This is a genomic window from Streptomyces xanthophaeus, assembly GCF_000725805.1.
In the GTDB taxonomy this organism is placed as follows: domain Bacteria; phylum Actinomycetota; class Actinomycetes; order Streptomycetales; family Streptomycetaceae; genus Streptomyces; species Streptomyces xanthophaeus.
This window is the reverse complement of the sequence record NZ_JOFT01000057.1, coordinates 1-25,897: the sequence shown is the minus strand read 5'-3', so window position 1 is coordinate 25,897 and position 25,897 is coordinate 1. Positions and strand designations below refer to the sequence as shown.

The 25,897-nt window shown below is 71.8% G+C and carries 32 protein-coding genes; 10 read left to right on the top strand and 22 right to left on the bottom strand.

The genetic code is table 11. The features are described 5' to 3' along the window. Window positions 1-506: 506 nt before the first annotated feature. From IO30_RS47175 to IO30_RS0127725, 3 genes are all read left to right on the top strand, one after another. Window positions 507-743, top strand: coding sequence for a DUF6480 family protein (locus IO30_RS47175; protein WP_051859669.1), 237 nt, complete (start codon window positions 507-509; stop codon window positions 741-743). A gap of 160 nt (window positions 744-903) precedes the next feature. Continuing rightward, on the top strand, window positions 904-1,383 hold the full coding sequence (locus tag IO30_RS0127730; RefSeq protein ID WP_031147316.1) for a hypothetical protein: 480 nt from the start codon (window positions 904-906) through the stop codon (window positions 1,381-1,383). A gap of 83 nt (window positions 1,384-1,466) precedes the next feature. Next, window positions 1,467-2,117, top strand: a complete 651-nt coding sequence (locus IO30_RS0127725) for a CatB-related O-acetyltransferase (protein WP_031147314.1) — start codon at window positions 1,467-1,469, stop codon at window positions 2,115-2,117. 22 nt (window positions 2,118-2,139) lie between these two features. Here the strand turns inward: IO30_RS0127725 and IO30_RS0127720 are convergent, their stop codons facing one another. The 8 genes from IO30_RS0127720 to IO30_RS0127675 all read right to left on the bottom strand — a co-directional run bounded on the left by IO30_RS0127720 (window position 2,140) and on the right by IO30_RS0127675 (window position 8,289). Further along, window positions 2,140-2,736 (bottom strand): hypothetical protein, encoded by a 597-nt coding sequence (locus tag IO30_RS0127720; protein ID WP_031147311.1) that lies wholly within the window; start codon window positions 2,734-2,736, stop codon window positions 2,140-2,142. After that, on the bottom strand, window positions 2,733-3,872 hold the full coding sequence (locus IO30_RS0127715; protein WP_031147309.1) for an MAB_1171c family putative transporter: 1,140 nt from the start codon (window positions 3,870-3,872) through the stop codon (window positions 2,733-2,735). The genes IO30_RS0127720 and IO30_RS0127715 overlap by 4 nt, the downstream gene beginning before the upstream one ends. A gap of 31 nt (window positions 3,873-3,903) precedes the next feature. Then, window positions 3,904-4,596, bottom strand: a complete 693-nt coding sequence (locus IO30_RS0127710; RefSeq protein ID WP_031147307.1) for a hypothetical protein — start codon at window positions 4,594-4,596, stop codon at window positions 3,904-3,906. 178 nt (window positions 4,597-4,774) lie between these two features. After that, window positions 4,775-5,230: an XRE family transcriptional regulator gene (locus IO30_RS0127705; RefSeq protein ID WP_157853386.1), complete on the bottom strand. Its 456-nt coding sequence runs from the start codon at window positions 5,228-5,230 to the stop codon at window positions 4,775-4,777. Window positions 5,231-5,826: 596 nt separating this feature from the next. Then, window positions 5,827-6,231, bottom strand: a complete 405-nt coding sequence (locus IO30_RS0127700; protein ID WP_031147303.1) for an mRNA interferase PemK — start codon at window positions 6,229-6,231, stop codon at window positions 5,827-5,829. Between the two features lie 399 nt (window positions 6,232-6,630). Then, a complete protein-coding gene (locus tag IO30_RS0127690; RefSeq protein WP_031147300.1) occupies window positions 6,631-6,948 on the bottom strand; it encodes a hypothetical protein in 318 nt (105 codons plus the stop codon). A gap of 5 nt (window positions 6,949-6,953) precedes the next feature. Next, a complete protein-coding gene (locus IO30_RS40920) occupies window positions 6,954-7,553 on the bottom strand; it encodes an RNA polymerase sigma factor (RefSeq protein WP_031147298.1) in 600 nt (199 codons plus the stop codon). Between the two features lie 301 nt (window positions 7,554-7,854). Further along, a complete protein-coding gene (locus tag IO30_RS0127675) occupies window positions 7,855-8,289 on the bottom strand; it encodes a hypothetical protein (RefSeq protein ID WP_031147296.1) in 435 nt (144 codons plus the stop codon). A 141-nt stretch (window positions 8,290-8,430) separates the two neighbouring features. On the opposite strand from IO30_RS0127675, the gene IO30_RS0127670 reads away from it, so the two are divergent. After that, window positions 8,431-8,973: a hypothetical protein gene (locus IO30_RS0127670; RefSeq protein ID WP_157853384.1), complete on the top strand. Its 543-nt coding sequence runs from the start codon at window positions 8,431-8,433 to the stop codon at window positions 8,971-8,973. A 262-nt stretch (window positions 8,974-9,235) separates the two neighbouring features. Here IO30_RS0127670 and IO30_RS0127660 read toward each other — a convergent pair whose 3' ends face one another. From IO30_RS0127660 to IO30_RS0127640, 5 genes are all read right to left on the bottom strand, one after another. Further along, window positions 9,236-10,288, bottom strand: a complete 1,053-nt coding sequence (locus IO30_RS0127660; protein ID WP_031147289.1) for an MBL fold metallo-hydrolase — start codon at window positions 10,286-10,288, stop codon at window positions 9,236-9,238. An 85-nt stretch (window positions 10,289-10,373) separates the two neighbouring features. Next, window positions 10,374-11,081 (bottom strand): lysophospholipid acyltransferase family protein, encoded by a 708-nt coding sequence (locus IO30_RS0127655; protein WP_051902630.1) that lies wholly within the window; start codon window positions 11,079-11,081, stop codon window positions 10,374-10,376. 107 nt (window positions 11,082-11,188) lie between these two features. Further along, complete coding sequence (locus IO30_RS0127650; protein WP_078904839.1) at window positions 11,189-12,067, bottom strand: metallophosphoesterase; 879 nt, start codon at window positions 12,065-12,067, stop codon at window positions 11,189-11,191. A gap of 106 nt (window positions 12,068-12,173) precedes the next feature. Further along, a complete protein-coding gene (locus tag IO30_RS0127645; protein WP_031147284.1) occupies window positions 12,174-12,677 on the bottom strand; it encodes a nucleoside 2-deoxyribosyltransferase domain-containing protein in 504 nt (167 codons plus the stop codon). A 344-nt stretch (window positions 12,678-13,021) separates the two neighbouring features. After that, window positions 13,022-13,753, bottom strand: a complete 732-nt coding sequence (locus tag IO30_RS0127640) for a hypothetical protein (protein ID WP_031147282.1) — start codon at window positions 13,751-13,753, stop codon at window positions 13,022-13,024. A gap of 337 nt (window positions 13,754-14,090) precedes the next feature. On the opposite strand from IO30_RS0127640, the gene IO30_RS0127635 reads away from it, so the two are divergent. Further along, entirely contained in the window at window positions 14,091-14,861 is a 771-nt protein-coding gene (locus IO30_RS0127635) for a class I SAM-dependent methyltransferase (protein ID WP_031147280.1), read from the top strand. Between the two features lie 55 nt (window positions 14,862-14,916). On the opposite strand, the gene IO30_RS0127630 is transcribed toward IO30_RS0127635, so the two are convergent. The 4 genes from IO30_RS0127630 to IO30_RS45615 all read right to left on the bottom strand — a co-directional run bounded on the left by IO30_RS0127630 (window position 14,917) and on the right by IO30_RS45615 (window position 17,095). Continuing rightward, on the bottom strand, window positions 14,917-15,309 hold the full coding sequence (locus IO30_RS0127630; RefSeq protein ID WP_031147278.1) for a VOC family protein: 393 nt from the start codon (window positions 15,307-15,309) through the stop codon (window positions 14,917-14,919). Beyond that, window positions 15,306-15,608 (bottom strand): ArsR/SmtB family transcription factor, encoded by a 303-nt coding sequence (locus IO30_RS0127625; protein WP_031147275.1) that lies wholly within the window; start codon window positions 15,606-15,608, stop codon window positions 15,306-15,308. Before IO30_RS0127625 ends, IO30_RS0127630 begins: the two co-directional genes overlap by 4 nt. 87 nt (window positions 15,609-15,695) lie before the next feature. Then, window positions 15,696-16,901: an enoyl-[acyl-carrier-protein] reductase FabV gene (gene fabV, locus IO30_RS0127620; RefSeq protein ID WP_031147273.1), complete on the bottom strand. Its 1,206-nt coding sequence runs from the start codon at window positions 16,899-16,901 to the stop codon at window positions 15,696-15,698. Continuing rightward, window positions 16,898-17,095, bottom strand: coding sequence for a hypothetical protein (locus tag IO30_RS45615; protein WP_157853383.1), 198 nt, complete (start codon window positions 17,093-17,095; stop codon window positions 16,898-16,900). The genes fabV and IO30_RS45615 overlap by 4 nt, the downstream gene beginning before the upstream one ends. A 318-nt stretch (window positions 17,096-17,413) precedes the next feature. Here IO30_RS45615 and IO30_RS0127610 point away from each other — a divergent pair, with 318 nt between their 5' ends. Together IO30_RS0127610 and IO30_RS0127605 are read left to right on the top strand one after the other, a co-directional pair. Then, window positions 17,414-17,950 carry an NUDIX hydrolase family protein gene (locus tag IO30_RS0127610; RefSeq protein ID WP_031147269.1) on the top strand — a complete coding sequence of 179 codons (537 nt, stop codon included), beginning with the start codon at window positions 17,414-17,416 and terminating at the stop codon, window positions 17,948-17,950. A gap of 282 nt (window positions 17,951-18,232) precedes the next feature. Next, the gene (locus IO30_RS0127605; RefSeq protein WP_031147267.1) at window positions 18,233-19,138 is read left to right on the top strand and encodes a tetratricopeptide repeat protein; all 906 of its coding nucleotides are present in this window, start codon (window positions 18,233-18,235) and stop codon (window positions 19,136-19,138) included. 66 nt (window positions 19,139-19,204) lie between these two features. On the opposite strand, the gene IO30_RS45610 is transcribed toward IO30_RS0127605, so the two are convergent. Next, window positions 19,205-20,563 (bottom strand): tetratricopeptide repeat protein, encoded by a 1,359-nt coding sequence (locus IO30_RS45610; protein WP_051902629.1) that lies wholly within the window; start codon window positions 20,561-20,563, stop codon window positions 19,205-19,207. 370 nt (window positions 20,564-20,933) lie between these two features. On the opposite strand from IO30_RS45610, the gene IO30_RS0127595 reads away from it, so the two are divergent. Beyond that, window positions 20,934-21,539 (top strand): hypothetical protein, encoded by a 606-nt coding sequence (locus tag IO30_RS0127595; RefSeq protein ID WP_078904838.1) that lies wholly within the window; start codon window positions 20,934-20,936, stop codon window positions 21,537-21,539. 28 nt (window positions 21,540-21,567) lie between these two features. On the opposite strand, the gene IO30_RS42205 is transcribed toward IO30_RS0127595, so the two are convergent. The 4 genes from IO30_RS42205 to IO30_RS43855 form a co-directional block, all read right to left on the bottom strand. After that, window positions 21,568-22,416, bottom strand: coding sequence for a 2OG-Fe(II) oxygenase (locus IO30_RS42205; RefSeq protein ID WP_078904837.1), 849 nt, complete (start codon window positions 22,414-22,416; stop codon window positions 21,568-21,570). 165 nt (window positions 22,417-22,581) lie between these two features. Beyond that, window positions 22,582-23,202 (bottom strand): hypothetical protein, encoded by a 621-nt coding sequence (locus IO30_RS0127585; protein ID WP_031147258.1) that lies wholly within the window; start codon window positions 23,200-23,202, stop codon window positions 22,582-22,584. 108 nt (window positions 23,203-23,310) lie between these two features. Beyond that, entirely contained in the window at window positions 23,311-23,451 is a 141-nt protein-coding gene (locus tag IO30_RS45605) for a hypothetical protein (protein ID WP_157853382.1), read from the bottom strand. A gap of 5 nt (window positions 23,452-23,456) precedes the next feature. After that, a complete protein-coding gene (locus tag IO30_RS43855) occupies window positions 23,457-23,693 on the bottom strand; it encodes a hypothetical protein (RefSeq protein ID WP_031147256.1) in 237 nt (78 codons plus the stop codon). Between the two features lie 105 nt (window positions 23,694-23,798). Here IO30_RS43855 and IO30_RS0127570 point away from each other — a divergent pair, with 105 nt between their 5' ends. Next, on the top strand, window positions 23,799-24,950 hold the full coding sequence (locus IO30_RS0127570) for a winged helix DNA-binding domain-containing protein (protein WP_031147255.1): 1,152 nt from the start codon (window positions 23,799-23,801) through the stop codon (window positions 24,948-24,950). A gap of 138 nt (window positions 24,951-25,088) precedes the next feature. Continuing rightward, a complete protein-coding gene (locus IO30_RS47935; protein WP_031147253.1) occupies window positions 25,089-25,667 on the top strand; it encodes a hypothetical protein in 579 nt (192 codons plus the stop codon). The last annotated feature ends 230 nt before the right edge of the window (window positions 25,668-25,897 follow it).

The window sequence follows — 25,897 nt, the reverse complement described above, 5'->3', positions numbered from 1 at the left end:
CCGGTGAAGTACCCGGGCCGCCCTGCGACTCATCCAGTTCTACAGACGCCCCGACCCCCTGGCAACGACGCCTCCTACTACAGGCCCTCGCAGACGGGGCCCCACGGCCCCCCGCCGCGGCCAGGGGCATCCGTGCAGCTCACAGCGGCTGCGGAGGACCCCGGACGGGACCTCCGGGGACTACGGTCCCGCTTCGTATGTGACGTGGGTCCTGTGGGGCGCCTCACCGCCACAGGCCCGGAATCCCACGCTGTGTGACCACCCGTACCCCTTTCAGGGCGGTATTCAGAACCGGACTAAACCCCCGATTCAAAGGAAATCTGGGCACCGGGGGCGGCTTTCCGAACGGCGAGCTCGGAGAGCCCCGCACCGTCCCGCCGCATGCAGGCGTGGACGGACCGACGTCGGGTAGGCGCCTGGCGTCCCGGCCTCCGGGCGCGTGTGGAAGCGCATGTGAAACCCGGTGGCCCAGCGTGTGACGGGGTGGGTTGAGGAGGCAGAACACCATGGCCGTATCCGTACCTGTACCGGAACCAGACCGGCGAGCTGCTGCGGGGGCGCAGGCGCGTCGCGGTGTCCCTCCGGGTGAGACGCCTGCCGGTGAATCGAGTACCGGTTCGGGGGCCGGCCCGTACCGTCCCCTCACCCGCGGCTGGGGAATGGGGCCCCTCGTCCTCATCTGCCTGCTGGCCCTGGTCTGCGCCTTGTTCTTCCTCGCCTACGCCGTCATCTTGGACCTCTGATCAGCCGGTACGCCCCGCACGGCGTGCGGGCTGCTTCACCCGTCCGGTCGACACGCCCAACCCCTCAGGGGAGCATGAAGTGACTGCGGCGCGTCGACGCGCGGGCAGGCGACACAGTGCCCGGTCGTGCGCCTCAGGGACCCTGACGAGGAGGAGCACCATGCACCGACTCCCGCGCACCACCGCCGCTCTGATCGCGCTCGGTGTCTCGGCGCTCGCCGCGGCGCCGACAGCGACGGCGCAGCCCCTTGTAGCGCCTGCCGCCACCTGCACCGTTTCCGCCCCGGACTCGACGGGGCGGGTCAGCCTCTCGGGCGAAGGCTTCACGACGGGGACGGCCCTGTTGTCCTCGCCGGGCGCCGCCACGACGACCTTCGAGGTCCCCGACGGCGGGGCCTTCCGGATTGGGAGCAAGGCAGACGACAGGTACGCGGTGACACAGGGCGGCAGCACCACCCCGTGCGCCGGCGGTACGAAGGCCCCCACCACCCCGGGCACCACCTACAAGGCGGGGCTCACCGCAGGCTGGGACGCCGTGGCCGACAACTGCGACGCCAGGCCCCCGGCCTCGGCGAACAAGGCGTTCTCGGACGGCTGGACCAAGGGTGCGGCGGTGGCGAAGGAGACCTTCTGCCAGTGAGGGCACAATTCGGTGTCCTTGACGGCCCGGCGGCACGATCATGGAACGGTCACTGCCACGCCCACGCCGAGGAGCCGCTCGCCATGCCCCTACCTGCGGACCCGACGGTCCTCCATCCCATGCCCGGGCAGCCGCGGGTGGTGCTGCTGAGGCCTCTGGTGAAATCCCCGCTCATCGAGGTCGGGGAGTACTCCTACTACGACGACCCGGACGATGCCACCGCGTTCGAGACGCGCAATGTGCTCTATCACTACGGGCCGGAGAAGCTCGTCATCGGCAGGTTCTGCGCGCTGGGCACGGGAGTGCGGTTCCTCATGAACGGCGCCAACCACCGGATGGACGGTCCCTCGACCTTCCCCTTCCCCACCATGGGCGGGTCGTGGTCCGAGCACTTCGACCTGCTCACCGGTCTGCCGAACCGCGGGGACACCGTGGTCGGCAACGACGTCTGGTTCGGCCACGGCACGACGGTCCTGCCCGGCGTACGGATCGGGCACGGCGCGATCATCGGCTCGGGTGCCGTGGTCACGGGCGACGTGCCCGACTACGGCATCGTCGGAGGCAATCCGGCCCGCCTCATCCGCACCCGTTACGACGCCCGGGACGTCGCCCGGCTGCTGGCGGTGGCCTGGTGGGACTGGCCCGTGGAGCACATCACCGAGCACGTGCGGACGATCATGTCGGGGAGCATCGCGGAGCTGGAAGCCGCAGCCCCGGACACCCCGCAGGAGTGATGCGAGGACGCCGCGGGCGGGGCTACCGGAGGAGAGCGAAGGTGGTGGCCGCGACGGCCGCGCCCACGGCGGTGCCGGCCAGGACCTGGGCGAGGGTGTGGTCCTTCAGCTCCACCCGGGACCAGCCGACGACGGCGACCAGGGAGTAGGAGAGCAGCAGCCAGGGCCCGTAGGCCAGCGCGAGCATGGCGACGCTTCCGGAGGACACGGCTGCGTGGACGCTGATCTTCCATGCCGGGGTCACGGCGAGGAGCGCCGCGAGGGTGGTCAGCATGGCCGCGATCAGCGCGATCATGATCTGGGGAGCGTCGAGGGCCCACAGCAGGGTGATGCCGGTGGCGACCGAGGCGATGATGAAGATCATCACGATGATGCGCTGCTGCCGCTGGCCGACGTGCCGGTCGGCCCAGCGGCCGCGGCGGATGCCGTACTTGATGAAGGCCAGGGGTATGACCGCGCTGAACAGGCAGCCGAGGAGTCCCCAGCCGATCCCGGCGAAGCGTCCGGCGTGCCAGCCGACGAGGACGGTGTCGGCGATGATCCAGGTCTTGGGATCGAGCCCGTCGGTGATCAGGCGGGCGGCCCGGGACTCGGCGGGCTGGGTGAGCGTGTCGGTCACGCCGTGGCCTCCTGGCTGGTCGTGGCGAGGAACGCGTCGGCCACGGGGGAATGGTAGATCCGGGCGAGTTCGATGAGCCGGGACACCTCGGCGGTGAAGTCGAGGTCTTCGATTCCGACGGTACCGGGCTCCTGGTTGCTGCCGACGGGCAGGGCGCCGCGGGCCCTGTTCTCGCGGGCCGCTCGCATCCAGAGCGCTTCGGCCGCCGGACTCTTCGCCGGGTCGAACCCTGCCTGCGCCGCGGCGGCCTGTGCACGCTCGCGGACCTCGTCGGTGGCGTAGGCGTCGAGGGCCAGGGCTGCGTCGCGGATCTCGATCACCCTCCGGTACAGCCGCAGGCGCGGGCTGCGCAGGACTCCGGCCTTGAGGACGATGTCGGGGGTGACGGCCGTCAGGTCCTGCCAGAGCGGCTGCAGCCGGCGGTGCTGGCGGCCGTCCTGGATGGTGCGCCAGGCCACGCCGAACGCGGGGATGCTGCTTCCGACGAGGATGAAGCCGATCGCCGTGTACTTCAGGGCGTCGGTGGCGTTGTCGACCGCGGTGCCGCTGGTGCTGTCCGTGAGGCCTGCGAGGCGACTCGTCATGTACCCGGCCCGGAGCAGGGTGTAGAGGACGCCGACGGCGGTTCCGATGCCCATGAGGCGTACGCCGGTCCGCAGCCACCGGGCACTGGCATGCTGCGCGCTGCCCCAGAAGAGCCGGGTGGCGATGGCCATGGCGATGCCGAGGTAGACGACGAAGAAGAGGTAGTAGACCGTGGCCCAGCCCTTGCCCGCGTTCTCCTCGAAGAAGTCGGTCACTTCATGGGGCCGCGGGACGAGCAGGAAGAAGAGCACTCCCATGGCGGTCATCGCGGTCAGGGCGATGCAGTGACGGGGTCGCAGCCGGCGGCCGGTCTCGGGCCGGGCGATGGCGACGACGAAGTCGACGACCGCGCCGGCCGCGATCATGCCGAGCCAGTGCTTGATCAGCGTGGACAGGTTGTTGACCCCCGCCCAGTCGTCCAGGGCGTGCATCACGCCGGGTAGACGGAGCGTCATGGAGAGGGTGAGGGCGGCGAACGCCGTCCACAGGGCTCGCTGCTTCACGGTGCGGACGGCTGAGGGGACACGCCAGACCGTCACCGCCCAGAGCATGATCAGGACGGATATCTCAAGGTGTTTCACTTCACGACCAGGTGTTTCGAACGGGGTGCCCGAGGGCGTCATGAAGGCGTGCCAGACGCTCCTCGGCCTCGCTGGAGGTCGATTGCGTCGTGTAGCGGCCGGCTCGCTCGTGGATGAGCGTGGCCAGGGTCTCCGCCTGCCGCTCCTGCGGGCTCGCGAACTTGCTCCGCCCCATGAGCTGTGCGAAGCGGTCGATGTCGAGGCCGAGTTCCTCGTCTATGGATTCGGTCGCGCGGGCCACGCTCCTGATCCGGGACGCCTCGGCACGGATGATCGCGGCGACGGGAAGATCGGGGCGGTCGAGACCCGAGACGGCCGTCTGGGTGCGCGTGAGCAGGCGCTGGAAGTGCTCGGAGGCGCGGGCGATCTCGTGGTCCGACGGCTGTTCCGGCATGTCGAGCTCGGGGGCGACGTGGCCGAGCAGCATGTGGGATATCTCGTGGAGCACGATCTGCACCTTGAGGATCTCGGCTGCGACCGCGTCGTAGAAGACGAGGTCGGCGACTTCCAGGCCGAGCCAGATCCCGCACGGCAGGGCCGGGTCGGGAGGACCGTCGAGAGGCAGCAGGATCAGCGGGCGGCCGCGCTGCTCGGCTATGCCTTCGCAGAAGGCCTCAAGGTCGAACGGCCGGGGGATGGCGAGTTGGTCTGCAACGGCGGCGCACTCCGCATCGGCGCGCTTCCACCACCGCATGGTCACCTTCCCCGCCGTCAGCTCTCCCGGCGCGCAGCTCCACTGCTCCACACCGTGCGCCCACTTCGAAACCCTGATCGACCAGAGACTATCCGGAAGCACCGCGGGCGGCTTGAAAGCGCGTATCGACCGACCGAATCAGCCTCGTTTACGCGGGTCACGTGGCTGGTTTCGCGTCTCACGATTCCTTGCGGCGGCCACGGCGCGGCTTCACATCCGGAAGCCCTTCGGCCTTTCGGAGCTGCTTGATCAGACCGGTGACCGACCGCATGGATCCGGCGGACAGCCCGCTGAGGCGGAAGGCCGCTGCCTTGACCTGCTCGTCCTCGAGGACCTGGGCGAACTCGTCGGCCGCTGCGGCTTTGCCCATCTCCTCGCGGAGCCGCGCGATCCGCTCTTCGATCCGCTGCTCGATCGCCTGGGCGTTCTCGCCGTCGGCGAGGTAACCGACGGTGACGCCGAAGAAGTTGGCGATCGCGCGGATCGAGTCGATGCCGGGGTTCGGGTTGTTGTTCAGGCGGATGGTCTGGACCGTGCCGTGCGAGACCGAGGGGCCGGGCAGCTTCTTCGTACCGTCGGCGATCTCCTGGTACGTGTACGGGCCGCGGCCCGCCGGATGGATCGTCTCGATCAAGAAGCCGAGGCGGTCACCCAGGGTGTCTCGCCGACCGGCGGGCGTTCCCTCACCCTTCACCGTCAGTACTCCCGTCTACTGCTGGACTCGCACTTCACTGCTGAACCACCGCCCATTATCTACTGACCTAGATGGATCTCGCCACACAGTGCAACGAAGTGCGTCTACCCGGCTAGCGGCCCTCGGAGAAAGTGACCCACGCCACGGCGGCATATGACGCTCCCTCAGCCGCTTGACAGAACACATGCGGGGGGACTTATCTTCATCAAGCCATCTAGTTCACTAGATGAAGAGGTGCTCACCCGCTGGACGTTGATCGTCTAGCTGGCTGAACACCGAAGCTGTTGGGCAGATGGCACGGGGGTCACGACGCCGCCATGGCGTCAGACCTTCGCAGCAAGACCGCTCGCGTGGTTCACCACGAGCGGCACGGCCACGTCCGTGGGCTGAGGTACGGGGGTCCTCAGCCCACGGACGCGGCCGGCACGCCGAACCGGGAGCTGCTGCCGGCGCCGGACCGCCGGCTCTCATACGAAGCGGGCCGGCAGGACATCCCATCTGGCCGGGACCGCCCATGCCGTCGGCCCCTTCTCCCTCTACCCGAGTTCGCCGAGACGGAGGGCGTCCCTCATCTCGCTGAGCTTCGCGGTCGTCGCCGGGGTCTGCTCCTGCGCTTGTTCAGCGAGTCGGAGGGCATCGTCGATCTCGCCGAGCTTCGCCGGGGACAGGACGGCCGCCCGCTCCATCAGGTCGTCCCGTGACACAGTGGTCAGCCACGTGCAAGGGGTGAAGCCTGGACGCGGGAACGCGATCCGCAGCACGCCGTCGAACGGCACGCCTTCACCGGCGCCCACCATCACTTCGATGCCCAGACCGCTGATGTCGACGCCCGCCGGAGCGACGACCTGCATCACCCGGATCCCGGAGGCGTCGTCTCCCGACAGCAGTACGACCAGCCTCCGCTCGTCGAACTGGACCCACCAGACCTCGCCACGTTGCACAAGTCCTCCAGACACAGGACGGCGGACAGACGCTGCGCGAGCCTGACGCGCTGTGGAGACGGGTGCGGCCGTCGTTGATCACCGGTGTGTGAAGACTGAAGATAACGCGGTGGCAGCAGGTCACAGCGTAAAGCCTGCCCACTGACAGGAGGCCTTCGAGGGCCAGTTGGTACGCGGACTGCTGTCGGACCTGCCGCGCAAGAACTGCTGGACCTCGCCGAGTGGGCCGAGGACAGGACCCCGGACGGCATGCAGCACCTGCTCGGGCGGGCCAGCGACCGCCCTGGCGATGACGGCCGTCACGGCCATTGCTGTTGCAGGGGCCGGCCCGGCGGTGGCGGCACCGGCGGCCGAAACGGCCACCGCGTCAACCCAGGCCGGCCCCACGGCCCCGGCCGGTCACCGGGACGCCGGGCGCGCCGTGGTGAGGGTGCAGACTCCGTCCGCACACTGGCGCTCCAGGCGGCCACGGGAGACGGTCTGCGCCAGGCCCACCATCCAGCACGTGGGGCAGCCGCGGAAGGCGATCAGGGCCAACGGTGCCGCCAGCAAGGTGACCGGGCCGGCGACGGGCACCAGGGCGATCGAGCCGATGATCAGCCCGAAGCCGATGGCGCCGCGCGCCAGGTGGCGCGGCACGGACTTGCTGGCGAAGTTGCTCCCCGGCGCCCCGGGCTGTGTGGTGACGCGGGAGTTGTCCCCTCGCGCAGGCTTCATCGTGTTCACGGTCGTACGTCTCCTCCCGTTCCTTGGTCGACGGTTCGATCGGGTGCCCGGTCGGGCGCGTCCAGGGCGTCACGCAGCGCCGCGCGCGCTCTGTGCAGCCGTGATTTCATCGCGGCGCCGCTCAGGCCGAGCGATTGGGCGACGGTCCTGCCCGGCAGGCCCTGTATGTCACGCATGATCAGGACCTGCCGCTGGTCACGGGGAAGCGCACTGACCGCAGCCGCGATCCGTTCCACCTCCAGCCTGTGGAGCACCGTCTCCTCGGCGGACCGGTCCGCGGGCACCTCCGTTTCGGCCGACGCCTCGTCCCTGCGCGAGACGAGCACCCGTACCTGCCGGAGGCATTCGTTGCGCACGATCCGGAACATCCACGAGGCGAGCGCACCGGTCGCCCGCAAGGTGCCGATCTTCCGGTAGAGGATGATCAGCGCCTCCTGGGCCGCGTCCTCCGCGTCCTGCGGCGAGGCGCACAGCGAGAGCGCGAACTTGCGCACATGGGGCTGCGATTGCAGGACCACGGTGGTGAGCGATGTGGCGTCGCCGTCCTGAGCGGCCTTGATGAGCCGATCGTCCGGCCAGGAAAAGTGCTGTTTCATGTGCTGCTCATATCCGAGAGGCTTCCCCGCGCGCAGGCGCCGGTCAGCTCCGGCCCTTGTAGCGCCGCATCAGGTGCCAGCTGCACGCGCCCACGAGCAGGGCTGCCACCACTACCAGGCCAGTGACCATCATCCGCGTTTCCTCCTTCATCTGCCGGCCCGTTCGGCCGGTTACGCAGATAAGAGTCGGGGAGGTCCGGAAAGGATTCGCCTCCGGCCGGGGTTTCTTCGACGCGCACGGATCCGCGAGCCCCGCCACGCCCTCGCCGCGCGGCTCGTCCGGCGGCAGCGCACCTGCGAACTACCTCCCCGCCGGAGGGAGGACGCCCTTCTTCCGGGCTTCGGCGATCCAGCGGCCCGCCGTGGCTTCTGAGCGGGCCCAGCGGGTGGCGATGGCGCGGCGCGGCGGGATGTTGCGTTCGGTGGCCCACCGGTAGACCTCGGCGACCTTGCCGAGGTGTTCGTTGCCGCCGCCGTAGGGGCGCCCTTCGGTCGCGGGGGCGACGTTGACCGCCTCGGCCATCTCGGCGGCGCGTGCTTCGGCCGCCACGCGCAGCAGCCTGTCCAGGGGGAGGCGGCGTAGCCAGGTCGCGGTGACGGGTCGCTCGTCGGGGGCCTTGACGTAGAAGCCGTTCGGTTTCACACCGCCGGCCGGAAAACCGACGATGAAGCTGTGGCCCTCGTACCCGGGGAAGTCCTCCACGGTGACCCCGCTCCCGCTCATGGTGATCTTCATATGCCGCCCTTGTCTCAACTTTGATCACGCGCCTGTAATGCGGCTGTGCGAGTTGCTACCGCGTCTGTCATGATGAGCCGCCCCTCCGCATCGCGCCGCAACGCATGAGCTGGGGACCCGGCCGTTCAAGGACACTCCATCTTGTCTGGATACGCTCAGCAACCCCCGCATCGCCCTGCACCCGATCCCGGCTCCTCCAACGGCAGGAAGATCGTCCTGGGCTGCGGCATCCCCACGGCACTCGGCCTGATGCTCGTCTGCGGCTGCACGGCCCTTGTCGACAAAGCCACTGACGACGTGTCGAGGAAGCGGGACCAGAGCTACGACTCCGCGCAGTTCGGCAGCGCCGACACCCCGGGCGCGCGCGACGAGCCGGACATCACCAAGGACGCCAAGCTCGGCGACTGCAAGGTGATCAGCAAGGACTACGGCGTCAAGGAGCTGCTGGCTTCGGTGGAGTTCACGAACTCCGGCGACCGCCGCTACACCTACTCCGCCGAGGGCGAGATCCTCGTCAACGGCGCGAAGAAGGCCGACCTCTACGCCCACGCCGAGATCCTGGCCCCGGGCCAGAAGTTCACCGACGAGCACGCCGGTGCGTTCGGCTACGCCGTCGCGGGCGACGCCAAGAGCGGCGACACGTACGAGTGCAAGCTGATCAGGGTCACCCGCTACTCCTCCTGACCCGCCCAGTCCCTTCCGTCCACCGCGTCGCCCAGCCACGAAAGAGCGGAACATCAGGGGCGGCGACGCCTCTGAAGCCCGCCATCATGCTCGGCACGCAGTACGCCACCACGCAGTGATCGCCGACCACCCCGAACAGGACCGCCATGCCGCCCGAGAAGACCACCCTCACGTTCAGCGGGACAGGGCCCGACCTCCTCGACAAGGGGCACCCTCGTCACACCGGCTGACCTCCGCCTACGGCGGGCCGGCGAATCGCGCGTCATGCTCCTCGCTGATCGCCCGGGAGCGTCGGGCGGGACCAAGGGGCGTCGGCGGCGTCGGACTCCGGGCGCAGGCCGAGCTCGCGGAGCTGGTTGACCGTCATCATGGCGGTGAACATCGCATTCGGGTTCGCGCCGCCGACCCCCAGTTCGGCGATGGCTTCCGCGTAGCGGGTCGTGAACGTGCCGGGCCGGACCTGGCCGCCCGCCCCGGTCAGCCTGAGCGCCGCCTCCTGCAGGGCAGTGGCCTGGGCCAGCAGGCCGTCCAGGTAGGACACCGCCTCCGGGCCCCGGCGCACGGCGAAGGTGTGCCCGTCGGTGAGGATCTCGGCTTCGCCCTCCTCCAAGAGGACGGCGGCGGCGCCGAGCACGGTCTGGATCTTGAGCTGGTCGGCGTCGGCCATGGCACCGCAGGGTCCGTTGCCCTCGTCGGACAGGTGGAGGACGCCGCAGTCGCTCAGGTGCACGATCACATGCCCGGCGCAGTGCCCCTGGCTGCGCAGCACGCGGACCGCGCCGTCGGCGAAGGTCCAGCCAGTGAATCGGAGCAGCCCGATCCGGATGCGCTCCAGCGGTAGCTCCTCGTAGGTCCGGGTCGTCGCGCCGAAGGGCCGCATCGGCCGGAAGAGCGACACCACGCTGTCGGCCACGACTGCAGGCGGCGCGGCGAGCGGCGCCGATCCGGCGATGCGGTCGAAGGAGCGCACCCAGTACGTCTTCGGGTCCCGCATCTGGTCGAGGTCAAGGGCAGGGACGTAATGCTCGACCGGCACACCGAGCTCGTCGGCCAGGTCGTTGTTGCCGACGTGGTCGAGATGGCCGTGCGTGGTCAGTACCAGCGCCCGCGACCAGGGCCCGACCCGGTCGGCCGCCTCCCGCAGGGCCGCCCGGAAGGCCGCCGTGACGCCGGTGTCGACGAGCACGAGCGTGTTTCCGGCGCGGTGCACGAGGGCGTTGGCGACGTCCGGCTGACCGTGCTCGACGTCCAGTTCCTGCCCGAGGACCAGGAGGGTCCGGCCGTCGATCTCGATCACGTCACCGAGCGCGGTCATGGTCCTCCCGCGGTCTCGTACGGCTCCGGCCGGCGGCCGCTGCGCCCTGGCCACGAGCCTACGCCGCCCCGGCCGCCGTGTCCCCCTACGCCGCCACGCGCTCGCTGTGGCCATGGGAGGCCTCGGCGGCGTACGCGGCGAGTGCGGCGGGCTCTCCCAGCCGGGCTGCCGCCGTGCGCCACGCACCGGTCACCGCGGCCCGGGCCTTCGTCGTGCGCACCTGGTGGTCGCCGGTCAGCCGCAGCGGAGCCGCCACGTGCACGTGCAGGTCCGGGCGGCGCAGCGGTGCGGTGGCCACGCCCGCGAGCTGCTTGGCGACGCTTCCGGAGGTGATGCGGCGGGCGCCGGCCTGTCCGACGGGGACGACGGGAGCTCCGGTGCGCTCGGCGAGGCGGGCGAGTCCGCTGCGGAAGGTGCCGGGGGCGGCCTCGGCTGCGTCCTTGCGGAGCGGTAGGCCGCCTTCGGCGTAGATGAGGACCAGCCTGCCCTGTTCCAGGGCTTCTGCCGCGGCGTCGAGCGCGGCCGCGGCCCGCCGGTCCCCGCGGTGCACCGGGATGTGGCCCCCGCGGGCGAGGGCGCGGCCGAGGACCGGGACCCGCCACAGGCCGGCGGCCGCCATGACGACCGGCTCGACGCCGAGGCGGTGCAGGGCGGCGAGCACGACGGCCGGGTCCGCGAGCGAGGTGTGGTTCGCGGCGAGGATGCTGCCCGGTTCGAGCGTGGTGCCGGTGTCGGTGGTCACCGACAGGCGCCCGAACGCGGGTACCAGCATGTCGGCGATGCGGCTGAGCATGGAAGGTCTCCCGGTCTCGACGGTGTCGTCCACATCGTCGACGGCGGGTGGCGCGGGAGCCTGAGTCGCCGTACTCATCTTTGCCGCCTCGGTACCCAGTGCCGGGCCTACGTCGGCTGGGCTCCCGTACTGACCTGGGCAACCACCGTGTCCTGCTCCGCGCTTGTGCGCGAGCCGCCGCCCGCGTCGAGGCGGGAGAGCAGGATGCGGCCTCCCTCGTACACCCCGCCGTCGACGGCGACGACCCGGTCATCGGCGTACCGCAGGGCTTCGTGGACGTCCGAGGGCGCTACGCCGAAGTGCTTCGTCAGCGTGCTGTGACCGTGGACGAGCACGTCGCCGCCGAAGGTGCGCAGCATGAGCGATACGGGATCACCGGGGTGCGCGGGCTCCGCTGCGCGGAACGCCCCCCGGTCGCTGATCCGTTCGCAGAAGTCGAGCCAGGTACCGGTGTCCGTGGAGTTCAGCGCAGCGGACACGGCGGCGTTGACCTCGTCGACGGTCGGTCCGAGTTCGACGTAGCGCGCGGTGTCGGAGTGGATGAGGAGGTATTCGTCCACGCGGGCGACCGCGGGCAGGGCGAGCACCCAGGCGATGTGTTCCGGTCCGAGCCTGCGCAGGTCGTCCTCGCAGCCGCCGAAGCGGGCCCAGCCGCCCCGGAAGCCCCCGGGCTCGTCCCACCCCTCGACGGACGCGGCGCCGAAGCGGTGGGCGGCGAGCAGTTGCACCTCGTGGTTGCCCAGCAGGGCCCCGACCCGGCCACCGGCTGCCGCGGCCTCGTCGGTGAGCCTGCGGACGTCCTCGATGACGCCGAGGCCGTCGGGGCCGCGGTCGACGTAGTCGCCGAGCAGCCACAGCCGGGCGTCGGCCCCGGTCCACCGGCCCGCGCGGTCGGCCAGCCCCGCATCACGGAGCACTTCACGGAACTCGGCCCGGTGCCCGTGGATATCGGCAGCCACATACAAGGGGGTGTTCGACGTCGCCATGCGCCGGGACGCTACCAGTGCCCGGGCAGGGGACGCCGGACGATATCGGCCGCCCCCGGCTCCGGCCGTCCGCTCCCTGATCCGCCGGACGGCCGGTGACCGGCGGCTACTTCGCTGCCGTGATGAGGCTCAGCGCGGCGGCCACCGTGTCGCCGAGGGTGTCCCGCACCGGTACGCCGTGGCGCCGGGCGACGTGGATCAGGTAGCGGTTCCGCTCGGGGTTCGGGCAGTCGGGCGGGCAGCCGAGCACGGCCTTGCCCGTGGTGACGTCGAGGCCGAATTCCACGTTGGTGGTGAAGCCCGGCAGCGTCTTCACGTCGCGGGGGATCCAGAAGAGGATCGCGGTGGCAGCCTCGCGGGCGCGGATCTCCCAGTCGACCTGGTCGTCGTAGTGCGCGGGCCGGGACCCGTCGCGGGATTCGGGGTTCAGGACCGTCAGGGGCTCTGCTCGGGTCCACCGTTCGGCCAGCGCGGCGATGGCAGCGGGCCGCCAGGACGGGACGGGGTTCGCGGCGCGCGGGCTGGGACCGGCCAGGAAGACGGACGGCCCGCGGGACGCGGGTGCGGGAAGCGGCTCGCGGGCGAACACCAGGTCGAGGTCGGTGGTCATCGGGTTCCTCCGGTCGTAGGGGTGGTGTGCCGGGGCGTCCGGCCGTTCCCGGACGAGGACGGCCTGCGCCGTGCCTTCCGCGAGGGCGCAGAAGGCTCAGGGCCGGGTGGGAGCGGGCTTCGCGGGTTCGTCTTCGGTCTTCCTCAGCCGTGTTCACGGCCGGCCGGGCGCGTTCCGGGCGCCGCCCGCCTTGGCTGCCCGCGGCGTTGTCCCGCCATGCCCCGGACGGGGGGCTCGTTGCCCGGAGTTCACCCGCAGGAAGGCAGCCGGGCCGGCGGGGCGGCGGGGACGGACCGGACCGCGGCAGCCGCACCGCGTGCGCGGGCAGGAGCCGAAGGCGGCGGTCAGGCCGGAGCGTTCCAGGCCGCCGTCAGCCCGTCCAGCCATGCCGGCGGCAGCTCCGCGGCGTCCCACTCCTCCCGCAGGGTCTGCGGGGCGGTGACGAGCCGCTCCAGTACGGCGATGCTGGTGGCGGAGTGGACGAGCGAGTAGCGGCCGTGCACCGTGATGCCGCTGCCCGGTCCGAACGCCCCGAAGAGCCGCTCCAGCCGGGCCCGGTGGGTCGCTACGAACTCCGCCAGCCGCCCGGCGTACCTGGCCCGCTGCCGGGGGCTCATCGTCCCGAGGACGGCGGCCAGCACCTCCTCGGTCACCTCCGGATCCAGCTCCGAGACCACGGTGAAGGAAAGGTACAGGGGCGTGACCGCCACCTGTGCCCGCTGCACCTCCATACGCCCGGCCCGGGGACGCTCCGCAGCCGGGCCGGACTGCCCGTCCGGTCCCACGACTTCCCGCAGGGTCCGTTCGGCAACCCCGCCGAGCTTCTCCAGCAGGTCCCCGGCGCCGTCGAGCCAGCCCGCCTCGTACGCCTCGCCCTTGTCCCCCGGCGCGCTCCGCTCGCCGCTGCTCAGCTCCTCGTGCGCGAGGGCCAGCGCACCCGCCTCCACGAGCCCGATCAGTTGCCACGCGTCACCTGAAGGGACCCCCGCCCGCGCGAGGAGCTGCAGCAGCGTCGTCCTCGCGTTGTCGACACTGACCTCGTCCGGCCACTGCCGTCCCTCGTCGGCCGTGCTCATCGGGTCCTCCTCATCACTCGGGTGTGCAGTGTGCACGCGACATCGCTCCCTCTCACGGTCCAACGCCCGAGGGCCGGGCCGTGCTCCCCGGCGGCGCGCTTCCCCCGGCCTGTCCCGTACATGATCTGCGATGTGCCGCTGGTGTTGCCGTTCCGCCGCCGGCCGGCAGGCGTGCCGTTGTGGGGACGGGCGGTGCCGGGCGTGGCGTGATCGCCCCTCGGCAAGATCACTGACACACGGATATCAGTCGCGCGGTGGTTCGTCGAGGGACCGGACGGACCTCGTCGTCACCGTCGGCCGGGGTGCCACCGCCGCCCCTCGTGCCAGGATGCTCGGCATGTCTGAGCGTGCACGCAGCTTCGGAGCGAGGGCACAAGCGTACGAACGGTTCCGGCCGGGGTATCCCGTGGAGCTGTTCGACGTGGTGACGGCGTACGCGGGCCGTCCGGTCCGGACGGCCCTCGAGATCGGCGCCGGGACGGGCAAGGCGACCCGCCTGTTCGCCCGCCACGGGATCGCGGTCACCGCGACCGAGCCCGACCGGGCCATGATCGACGAGCTGCGCAAGCACGTCCCGGCGGACGTGCGGAGGGTGCGCGCAGCCTTCGAGGACGTGCGCCCGGGCGAGAGGTACGGCCTGGTGTATGCGGCAGCGGCACTGCATTGGACGGTTCCGGAGGGTCGGTGGCCGCGGGTGGCGGCGCTGCTGGAGCCGGGTGGCGTGTTCGCCTCCTTCGGCGGGCCGGTCCGGCTTGCCGACCCCGCCGTGGAGGAGGCCGTTCGCACGGCGCGGGCGCCGTTCCTGGACAGCGACGAGGTCCCGTCCCCGGACGGGACGCCTCCGGGGCATGACATGCAGTGGCCGGGTACGGAGCTGCTCCGATGGCCCCGGTTGTTCACCGGGGTGCGCCAGTGCGTGATCGAACGGCGCTTGACGATGAGTGCTCACGACTACCTGGGCCATCTCTCGACCGTCTCGGCCTACCTCGTGCTGCCGGTCTCCGAGCAGCAGCAGGTGTTCGGCCGGATCGGGCGGGTCCTGCCCGAGACCGTCGAGATCACCGCCGACATCACGGTGCATCTCGCGCGCAGGTGCGCCGAGCAGTAGCACGCGGGCGCGGTGAGGCGCCGCGCCGGAGGGGTCGGCGGCGGGGTCGGCTGGCCTACTGCGGCTTCGTCGCGATCTGGATCAGGTTGCCGCAGGTGTCGTCGAAGACGGCGGTGGTGACGGGGCCCATGGCGAGGGGCTCCTGGGTGAAGCGGACCCCGAGGCCGCTCAGACGCTCGTACTCCGCGTCCACGTCCTCGACGGCGAACTGGGCAAGCGGAATCCCGTCCTTGATGAGCGCGTCGCGGTAGGGCTTGACGGCCGGGTGGCCGGCGGGCTCCAGGAGGAGTTCGGTACCGCCGGGCTCGTCGGGCGAGACGACGGTCAGCCAGCGGTCCTTCTCCCCCACCGGGACGTCGTGCTTCTTCACGAAGCCGAGGATCTCGGTGTAGAAGTGCAGGGCCTTCGCCTGGTCGTCGACGAAGACGCTGGTCAGGTGGATCTTCATGGGGTGGTCTCCTCTGGTCCGGATGGGGCGGGATCGGGCCACCGCTCGGCGATCTGCCGCAGTGGAGCCGTGTTCAGGTCGTGGAACTTGTAGCGGCCTTCCCGCCGGGTCTCAACGAGTCCGGCGGCCTCCAGTACCGCGAGGTGCTGGGAGACCGCCTGGCGCGAGATGCCGAGCTGGTGCTTCATGCTCAGCCGCGCGCAGATCTCGAACAGTGTCTGTCCGGACCTGTCCATGAGCTCGTCGAGGATGGTGCGGCGGGTGGGGTCGGCCAGGGCTTTGAAGAGGTCGTCGGCCACGACCCCATCATAGGCAACCTTCCACTTGCCTATCAAGCCGACGCCCGCCCGCGCAGACCTCAGACCTCAGACGTCAGGTCTCAGACGTCAGGCCTCAGACGACGGGGAGACGGGCCACGCGACGGTGGTCTCGGCTTCGCGCTCGTAGTCGACGCCGGGGACGTCCCAGCCGTAGAGCCGGCCGACCTGGTCGCGGAACCAGCTGGTGTCGGCGTCGGCGGCCATGGTGTCGGAGTCGATGCGGTCCCATGCGGCGCGGACGGCGGCCTGGACCTCGGGGTGCATCTCCCACCCGTCCAGCCGGATGCGGTCCTGGTCGTCCAGGTCGAGCGCGGTGTCACCGGCGAGCTGGTTCCACAGGGCCGTCGCCTGGTCCACCGTGGTCTGCCAGCCGTCACCGGTGACCCGGTGGAGGATGCTGGTGTAGAGCGCGATGCTCGGGATGGCGGTGGAGGCCTGGGTGACGGCAGCGCCCGCGACGACGGTGTGGGCGTGGCCCGTGCCCTTGAGCTGGGTGCTGATGGCGCGGGCGGTGTCTTCCAGGTGCTGCTTGGCGGCGCCGATGGTTCCGGCCCGGTAGATGGGGGCGGTGATGTCGGAGCCGACGTAGGAGAGGGCGACGGTCTGGAAGCCGTCGGCGAGCAGGCCCCTGGACTGCAGGAAGTCGATCCACAACTGCCAGTCGGCGCCGCCCATGACCTGCACGGTCGCATCGCGCTCGGCCTCGTCCGCGGCCTGCAGGTGCAGTTCGCCGGTCTGCGGGACTCCGTCCTCGAACACGAGGGTCTTGGCCCGGTAGTCGGCGCCGAGCGGCTTGATGACGGAGCGGTGGACCTCGCCGGTCAGCGGGTCCGTGCGACGCGGGGCCGCGATGCTGTAGATCAGCAGGTCGATCTTGCCGAATCGGGCGGCGAGCTGCTCGGCGGCCTCGTCCTTGACGCCGTCGGAGAAGGCGTCGCCGTTGAGGAAGGTGAAGTCGGCGCCGGCCCCGGCGGCGAGTTCGGCGGTCCGCGCGGTGCGGTACCAGCCCGCGCCGGCGGTGCGGCGCTCGGTCTCGGCGGACTCGAAGGCGATGCCGAGCCCGCGCATCCGGTGGGCGCGCAGGCCGACCAGGGTCGCGGCCAGCCCGTAGCCGGCGCTGGAGCCGATGACGAGTGCGACCGGGCCGGGCCGGTCACCGGCGGGCTCGGGCGTCTGCTGCCACATGCGGTCGACCACCGCTGCGCAGCCGGTCGGATGGCTGTTGACGTAGAGGTAGCCGCGGTTGCCGGGCTTGATCTCGCGGAGGCTCACTCGTGGGGTCCTTCGGGTGCGGGGATCGTACGCGCAGCAGCAGTGAGCGGTTCCACGCAGCGGCGGACGTCGTCGACGGTTTCCAGCAGGCCGGTGGCCTCATCGGGCATGACGAGGCCGAACGTGCCCTCCAGGGCGGCGATCAGGCGGGGCTGGTGATGCCCCCGGTCTCGCTCCGGATGGGCCCTGCTCACATCCTCGGGGAGCCGAGCCCGAACCGGTGATGGTGATCTTCACCAGAAGCGGCCGCGGATTCTTGTCGGTGTCCTATCCGGTCGTGCCACACCGCCGCCTGACGGGCCCGCCGCATTCCCGGCGTCACCCACACGGGTCCTGCGCGTGCCCGAAGCCGACCGGTCTGCGGACGGAGGAGGCAGTTCGGCCGTGCCGTGGAGCGAGACTGGTAGGAATCGCCTTACCGAATCGCTTCACCACATCGCGTTACCGAATCGCCTTACCCGAACTGGCCCGTGGACCCTGCGGCCGCCGCACCCGGAAAGTATGATCACGCAATGTCTGACACGACCGAGACCACGCCCGGCTGGCTGACCACGGATGAGCTGGAAACGGCCCGGGCCCGGATGCCGATCCTGTACGTAGAGGCCGTACCCGTACGCGTGGACGACAGCGGCGAAGTCACCAGCATCGGGCTGCTGCTGCGCATCGGACCGGACGGAACGGTCAGCCGGACCCTCGTGTCCGGTCGCGTCCTGCACCACGAGCGGGTCCGTGACGCGCTGCTGCGCCACCTGGAGAAGGACCTCGGCCCGGTGGCCCTGCCGCGCGTCCCCGCCTCCCTCCAGCCCTTCACCGTCGCCGAGTACTTCCCCACAGCGGGCGTCACCTCCTACCACGACCCGCGGCAGCACGCGGTGTCCCTGGCCTACATCGTGCCGGTGGCCGGTGACTGCCGCCCCCGGCAGGACGCGCTGGACCTGGTCTGGCTCAGTCCGCAGGAGGCGGCTTCCCCGTCCGTGCAGAACGAGATGCCGGGCGGGCACGGCGTGCTGCTGAAGCAGGCGCTCGCCCATGCGGGACACGCCTACTGAGCTCGGCCTCCCACCGACGGCACCGCCGGCACCGCCGGGAGACGGTCAGCAGCCGGGTGCTGCCCGTCTCCCGCCGGAGCAGGTCCCCGGCATCCCGTCCCACGAGCCGAGGGTGACGGGCCGACGGACGACCGGACCGCGGGGGCAGGCGCTGGGGACGGGGGCAAGAGCCGGGCCGGGGCGGGCCGGGCCCGGGTCCCGGATATCCTCGGGCGATGTCGAATCAGGCGGTAGCAGCTGGAGTGGGTCTCGCGCGGGTACTGGCGCACTGCGGCGGCAGCCGTGCACCATCTGGCGGGCGCCATCGCCTCGGCGCCCGAGGATCCCGAACCCTATGCGGTACTTGCCCGGTTGTGGCAGGACAGGCCGTCGGAGCTGGCCGCGATCCTCCAAGGCGCCGACTCCTTGCGGGAGGTACTGGCGCAGTCGTACATCAGTTTCCTCCAGGGCGACATGGACACGGCGGCGCTCGCGATCGGTTCGGTCACGGGCGCGCAACCCGAGATCGCATGGGCCGAAGCCACCTGGTTCAGCGATGAACGGTTCCTCGGTGCGGTGAGTGCCGAAGCGCTGGCCGAGGCGGCCATGCGGACGATGGACTACGGCCACGCGCTGGACACCGAGAGCACGCGGGAACGGTTCCGGCCCTGGTTCCGGGCCATCGACGCGGTCTCTGCCCGCCGGCCGCTGCCGGAGGCGCTGGCCAGGATGGCGATCTTGTTGCGGGCCTGCGGTCTCACGGACGAGTCGTTCGCCCTGTGCGACCAGGCGGACTCCGTTGAACGCATCGTGCTGACGGAAGTTGTGCGGGCGGGCACGTGGCGCAAGCTGAGTGATGCCGGCCAGTGCGCGGCGGCGTTCGAGCGCGCCCTGCTCCTGGAGCCGGCCAACTGGTCGCTGTACCTCGACCTGGCCGACGTATGGGCCGAGCAGGGCGACTTCACCGCCGCGGTCCGGCTGGTCGATCAGGGGCTGGGGCACGAGCCGGCTGATCTCACCCTGCGCGCGGCCGGCGCCGCCTACCGGGCGCGGCTGACGGGCTCGCCCGCCGACCTGAGCGAACTCATCGAACTGGCGCCGCATCTGCCGAACGCCTCGTATCGGGGCCTGCTGATCGATCACGCATGCGCCGGTCCGGCGCTCCCTGCCGAGCTCGTGGACGCGGCCCGCCGCATCCGGAACGGCTGACACTCCGACCCTCGACGCCCGGACCGCGCGGTCTTCACCGACCTGGTCCGGGAACCCTCGACGTCCTCACAGGTGGGCCCTCCGCAGTTCCTTCGGCCCGTCCAGACGGTCCCGGAGGAACGCGACGGCCCGCTCCGGCTCGCCCTGGCGCACGAGGAACTCGGCGTGCGCGACGGCCCCCCTCACCGTCCCGTCATCGGCGTCGTCGCGGCCTGGGCCGAGGCCGCTGGCCTCGTACAGGTGGGCCCGGTCCGGGAAGGACTCCGACAGGAGCCGTATGACGTGCCGGGGTACGGGTCCGGCGCTCCGCAGTTCGGCGGCGGCCCGTTCGGGATGCCCGCGGTAGGCGTGGACCTCGGCCCGCTCAAGGAGCCGCTCGACGGACGAGCCTCCGTGGCGGGCGTAGAAGTCGTCGATGTAGGCGAGGGCTTCATCGGAACGGCCCTCGTCGACGAGCAGGCGGCACAGCGGACTGATGATCCACTCCGGATCACCGCCCATGGTGTGCGGGACCGGGCGCAGGGCCTCGATGGCTTCGCCGCGGCGGCCGTGGCGGGTCAGGAGCTCCGCCAGGTGAAGGGCGGTATGGGGATTGCCCGGGGCGTCGGCCGCACGCAGGACGTCGGCGGCCTCGTCGATCCGCTGCTGCTGCTCCAGGTGGTCCGCCAAGGCCATCAGCGCGTACTCCTCGCCTCCGGCCGCCGCGAACGCCCGCAGTTCGGCCTCGCGTCCGTGACGGGCGAGGAGGCCGGCCAGTTGCTCGGCGTGGTCGGCGTACATCACGCCGTCGACATGTACGTGACGGTGCAGCAGGCCGGCGGCCTCGTCGACGCGGCCCTGGCGTTCCAGCAGGGTGGCGTGCAGGGGAACGGTGTCCCAGTCGTCGCAAGGGCCCCGGCCGAAGGGGTCCGTCGGGCCGACGCCGACGGGAGGGAGCAGGGCTGCGATCTCCGCGTCGCGGCCGCGGCCGGCGGTGAGCTCCACCAGGCTCTCGGCCAGCGCCTGGTCGGCGGCGCGCGGTCCCAGGAGGGCGACGAGTTCGTCGATGCGGTCCTGTCGGGCGAGCAGGCGGGCCAGTTGACGGGCGGCCTGCCGGTCTCCGGAGTCGGCGGGCCGACGGAGCACGGTGATCGCCTCGTCCACGCGATCCCACGCGGTGAGCAGCCCGGCGACCGTACCGACCGCCTGCATCCACCCGGTGGCGGCGAACGGTTCGAGCAGCGCGAGCGCCGCCTCCTGGCCCGCCGGATCGGGGTCGGCGGCGGCCGCGGCCTGTGCGAGGAGGTCCGCGCAGAACCAGTCCCCTCCCCCGGCCTGTGCGCGCAGGATGCCCCGGTGGCCGTGCTCCAGGAGCAGCGCGGCCACGGTGGGCGGAATCCATCCGTCGTAGGTGCGGTGGCGGCGGTCCAGGTCGGCAGCGTCCATGATCGCGGACCTTATCGGAGCGAGCCCGGCGCTTCGCGGCCGCCCGCGGGGCACCGCGCACGTGGACCGGCGAGGGGCGTTCCGCGTCGGGGTCGGCATCGACCACGGCGGGTGTGCGCGTCCCGCTGACGGCCCGGGCAGCCATCACCTCCCGGCGGAACCTCGCGCGTGCGGGGAGCGGGCGAGGTAGACCTCGCCCATGGCGCCCGCCCCGAGCCGCTCGATCACCTAGTAGGGCCCCACCATCCGGGATTGCGTCGGTGGTCCCGTCACGCCCCTGCGGTCCGGGCATCGGGTGCGGCGCTACTCACCCGGTCTTTGAGTACGTGCGCCCATGATCCGCGGCCGGGCCGTCCCTATCGTGACGTGCATGGATACGGATTCGACCCCTGACGCCGCGGCTGCGGGAAGCCCCCGCCGGTTCAACGGCTGCGCGGTGGCGCTGCTCGTCCTCACCGTCGTGGTCCTGCTGGGAGCCGCGGCGCTGGCCGAGGTCGTGAAGGGGCTGGAGGGCGACGGGCAGCTCGACAACGGCGGCACCTCCGGCAGCGTGGCGAATCCGTTCGCCGCCGGTACCACCGCCCGGTACAACGACGACCTGGAGGTCACGGTCAGCCGTCCGCGGCGCGAGGCCTCGGGCACCTACCGCTTCACCATCACCTACGACAACGGCACCGACGAGGTCCTGAAGCCGGGCGGCGAGTCGTCGAGGAGCAGCGTCAGCACGATCGGTGACGCCCCCGTCGTCGTACGTCCGGGCAAGCCCCTCGACGACTTCGTGTCCGACTACGACCTGACCTGGCTCGACCAGGACGCGGCGGCGGCCGCCCTCATGCCGCCCCTCGGCAAGGGCAAGAAGCGGACCGTCGCCGTGCTGGTCAGGCCGGGCGGGCAGGGGACCCCGGTCACGGTCGAGGTCCACCCTCCGTCCGGCGGCTTCCGCGAGACCGCCTACTGGCAACTCACGCTGGACTGACCGGCTGACGGCGCGCTTTCCGTACGGGTCACCGTACGGTCCCCGGGACGGCGAGTCGGGTCGCGGGGTGGGCCGGCGGGAGTACAGCGGGGGTGGCTCCGTCGTGGTCGCCTGCGAAGCCGTCCACCGGGCGGGTGTGGTCGGCAGCACGGGCCAGCCACTGCCAGATGCGGGGCTGGTCCGACGGGGTCGTCGCCGCTGCCTCACCGGAGATCCATGTCGTCAGGGTGAACCGGTGGTCGGCGAACTGCCCGCTGGGGCAGGTGGAGGGAATGACCTCGTGGAAGGCGCCGGCCGGGAAGAAGACGATGGTGTCGTGCTCGGGCTCCACCGTGCGGTAGGAGTCCGCCGGCCGCACCGTGCCGTCGTGGACGGTCGTGTCGAAGAGGCGGAGCTGGCCGCCGCCGAAGCCCCGCGGCCTGCGGTGGAGGTAGTACACGGCGGACACGGCCGTGCTCACGTCCCGGACCCGTGTCGCATCGGTGTGCACGCCGTAGTGGCCGCCTTCGCCATGGGCCGTGAGGACCGTCAGGGACCGGGTGAGCGAAGCCCGGTGGCCGAGGACCTCCTGGACCAGGGGAAGGCAGTCGGCGAGGTGACGGCTGAACACCTCGCTGGTGACGGGGAGGACCAGGGAGTCCCGGCCCTTGTGCGATGCCTGCCCGCTGAGCGGGTCCAGGACGGTGCCCGCGCTGAAGTCGGCCCGCCGCGAGATGACGTACTCCAGGAGGGCGTCGGCGCGCTCCGCACCCAGGAAGTTCTCCAGGCGGCAGACCGGTGCGGGTATCGCGAGCATCGGGGACCACTGGTCGGTGAACGGCAAGGTCCGGGAGCTGATTTCCGTCGGCTTGGCCGGTTCCATCGCGTGTGCGCTCATGGCCCGGAACCGTACGGGAACGGCTCGCTCCGCCGTAGGAGCACGCGGGGGCGCACGGGAGTCGCAGCAGGCGACACGGGCGCAACGGACTCCGCCCCGCCTGCGCCACCTGCCACTCGCCGCCGACGGCTACGGCTACGGCTACGGCTACGGCTACGGCTACGGCTACGGCAGGCCCACCAGCCCCCAGCCGCGGCGCGCGGCCTCCGTGGTCACGTCGCCCCATTCACGCAGCAGCGCGGTGAAGTCCTCGAAGGTGTCCGGGCGGCCTGCCCAGCCCTCGCACTCGGCGGCGAACGGTTCGCGCAGTTCCTCCAGGCGGGGCTGCACCAGCGCCCAGGCGCGGGCCTTGGCGGGTAGCGCTTCGGGCGGGCACACCAGGAGGACATGGGGGCGCCAACGGTCCGCGGGCGCCGGGAAGAAGCCTCCGCCGCGGGTCAGCGCGGGGTCGTCGGCGGGATCCGCGTCCCAGATCAGACCGGTGAGGAAGGTGTCCATCGCCTCGCGCACAGATGCGTCGACGAGGGGCCGCATGTCGTCCCATCCGTCCCCGGCGCGGGCATGGGGGCGATAGGAGCCGGTGGTGGTCGAGAAGTCGTACTCGACGCACCTGGCAGAACCCGGATCCGGGGGCCACTGCCAGCCGCCGGCCCTCGCCCCTCCCAGGTACGCGTCGTCGAGCTCCGGTGACCAGGCCGCATCGTCCAGTACTTGGAGCCGGTTCTCGACGGAGGTGGCGCTGAGGTACTCCCAGTCCACCATGAACAGCATGAGGTCCAGACCCATGACGGCAGCATAGGCAGACCCGCACGACAGACCGAGGCGGCCTGGCAGCCGCTTCCCCGGACTCCTCGACGCCGTCCTGGCCGCCACCGTCCCGGCGTAGCCTTCCGGTCAGCGAGGGACCGGCCCGCTGCCGGTGACGTGGTGCTCGACGGCCCGTCCGGTCATGGCGACGACCACGGCGTCCTGCTGCGTCCCCTCCGGGAGGTGGGCCCGGTCCGCCTCCTCGCGCAGGAGCACGGGCCGGTCCATCAGGGTCACGCTCGCCCCGAGGCGGTCCACCAGCTCGGCCAGGACGGCGAAGAACCGTCCAGGCAGAACTCGTTGACGTCCACCTCCGCCTCGTGGCCGTCGGCGGTCCGGATCAGCACCCCGTCCCGCAGGTCCGGGCCGATGGCGACGGCGTACGGCTCCAGGACCTCCCGCACCAGGCCCAGGTCCAGGGGCTCCGGCTCGCCGTTCCTGTACCGGAGCACGAACATGATGTGGCTCATCGCCCCTCCCCCGACGGTCGACCGGGCCTCAGCATAGTGAGCAGGACTTCGCGCCTCCGCCGTGAGCGGGCGGCCCACCCGTGGGGCAGGGCAGAATCCTTGACTGTGACGATCACCGCGCGCGAACTCAACCGGGCCACCCTCGGCCGCCAACTCCTCCTGGAACGCGAGCCGCTGGCCGCTCCCGACGGGGTGCGCCGCGTGGTCGCGCTCCAGGCGCAGCACCCGGCCTCGCCGTACATCGCGCTGTGGAACCGGCTGGCGGGGTTCGCGCCTGACGAGCTCGACGCGGCGTTCACCGGGCGGTCGGTGGTCAAGGCGACCCTGATGAGGATCACCCTGCACGCGGTGCACGCCGAGGACTACCCGGTCTTCCGCTCGGCGATGCAGCCCACGCTCTACGCCTCCCGGCTCGGCGCCCGCTTCGCCGCCGCCGGGCTGACGCCCGCGGACGCCGCGGAGCTGCTTCCGGAACTGCTGGCCTACGCCGATCGGCCGCGGACCTCGGCGGAAATGCAGGCATGGGCCGAGGAGCGGCTGGGGGCGGAGAAGAAGGACGCGGCGTGGTGGGGGCTGAAGGGGTACGCGCCCCTGCACCACGCCCCGACGGAAGCGACCTGGTCGTTCGGGCTCCGGCCGTCCTTCGTCGCCGCCGGAACAGGAACAGGAACCGGAGCCGTGGAGGTGGCCGCGGACCGGGCGGGGGACCCTCAGGCTCTGCAGGCGCTGATCCTGCGCTATCTGGCCGGGTTCGGGCCCGCGTCGGTCGCGGACGTGGCGCAGTTCGCCATGCTCCAGCGGGCACCCGTACGCGCCGCGCTGCGCGCGCTGGACGGTCGTGTCGAGCAGCTCCAGGGGCCGGACGGGGGCGCGCTGTTCGACCTCCCCGGCGCCCTGCGGCCCCCGGCCGACACGCCCGCCCCGCCCCGGCTGATGGCCATGTGGGACAGCATCCTGCTGGCCTACGCGGACCGCAGCCGGGTGATACCTCCGGCGTACCGCCCGCTCGTGATCCGGCGCAACGGGGACGTGCTCCCCACGCTCCTGGTGGACGGCCAGGTCGCGGGTGTGTGGCGCCCCACGGCGGACGGCATCGAGGCCACGGCCTTCCACCCCCTGCCGGCTGCCGCCTGGGAGGGTCTCGCAGCGGAGGCCCACGCGCTGACGGCCTTCCTCCAAGGCCGGGAGAAGGCCGTCTACAGCCGCTATCACCACTGGTGGGCGAAGCTTCCCGAGGCCGAGGTCCGGATGCTGTGAGAGGCGGTCCCGCGCGGACGCCCCACGGCCGGGCGGGGGGGGGACCGGTCTGCCGGGTGCGCCGGGACGGCGCAGAATGCCGGTGTGCACACTGGGATCCCGCCGGAGCGGGGCCCGTTCGTCGGGTGGGCAGAGTAAGTGGCGGCGCTGGTCGCGGGGTTGGCCGGGCACCGGCTGGTCACGGCGGTCGGTACCGGTGGCGTCGGCAAGAGCCGGCTCGCGGCACGGGCGGCCTCGACGGAGCAGGAGGCGGGGGCGTTCGAACTCGCCTGTTGGGCGCCCTTGTGGTCGCTGGGCAGCCGGGCCCCGCGGTTGGCCCGGGCCGAGGCCGGGGCGCTGCGCGCGGAGTGCGTGGCGGTGGGCGAGCACTGGACCCGCGCCTACGCGGACCACCAGCTCGCGGTGATCTGCCTGTACGAGCAGGTGCCCGAGGAGGTCGCCGGGCACGCCCGGTCGATGCTGCGCGGCAAGCGGGCGATCTGCGACGCCTCCGGCATCGCGCTGGGGCTGGACCTGCTGGCGGCTGCGCTCGCCGGGCAGGGGCAGGGTGAGCGGGCGGCGACCGCGTACGGGCAGGGCAGACGTTCTGGCGGACGGTGGGCCACCCGCAGCGCGGGACACCGGAGCCCGGTGCGCTGCGCGAGCAGGGCGAGGAGTCGGCGCGGGCGGGGATCGGGGACGCCGCGTACGACAGGACGTTCCTCCCGGCGACCCTGACGGATCCGCACCTGATCCTGGGAGAGCTCTGCTCGCCCCGTGAGCGGCGTGGCGCCGGAACCGGGGGCTGGGAACCGGAGGCCGGGGTCGGTCCGCCGGAGGCCGGGGCCGGGAGCCGGAGGCCGGAGGCCGAGGGCGGGGGCCGGAGGCCGGGGCCGGGAGCCGGGAGCCGGAGGCCGGAGGCCGAGGGCGGGGGCCGGAGGCCGGGGCCGGGAGCCGGAGGCCGGAGG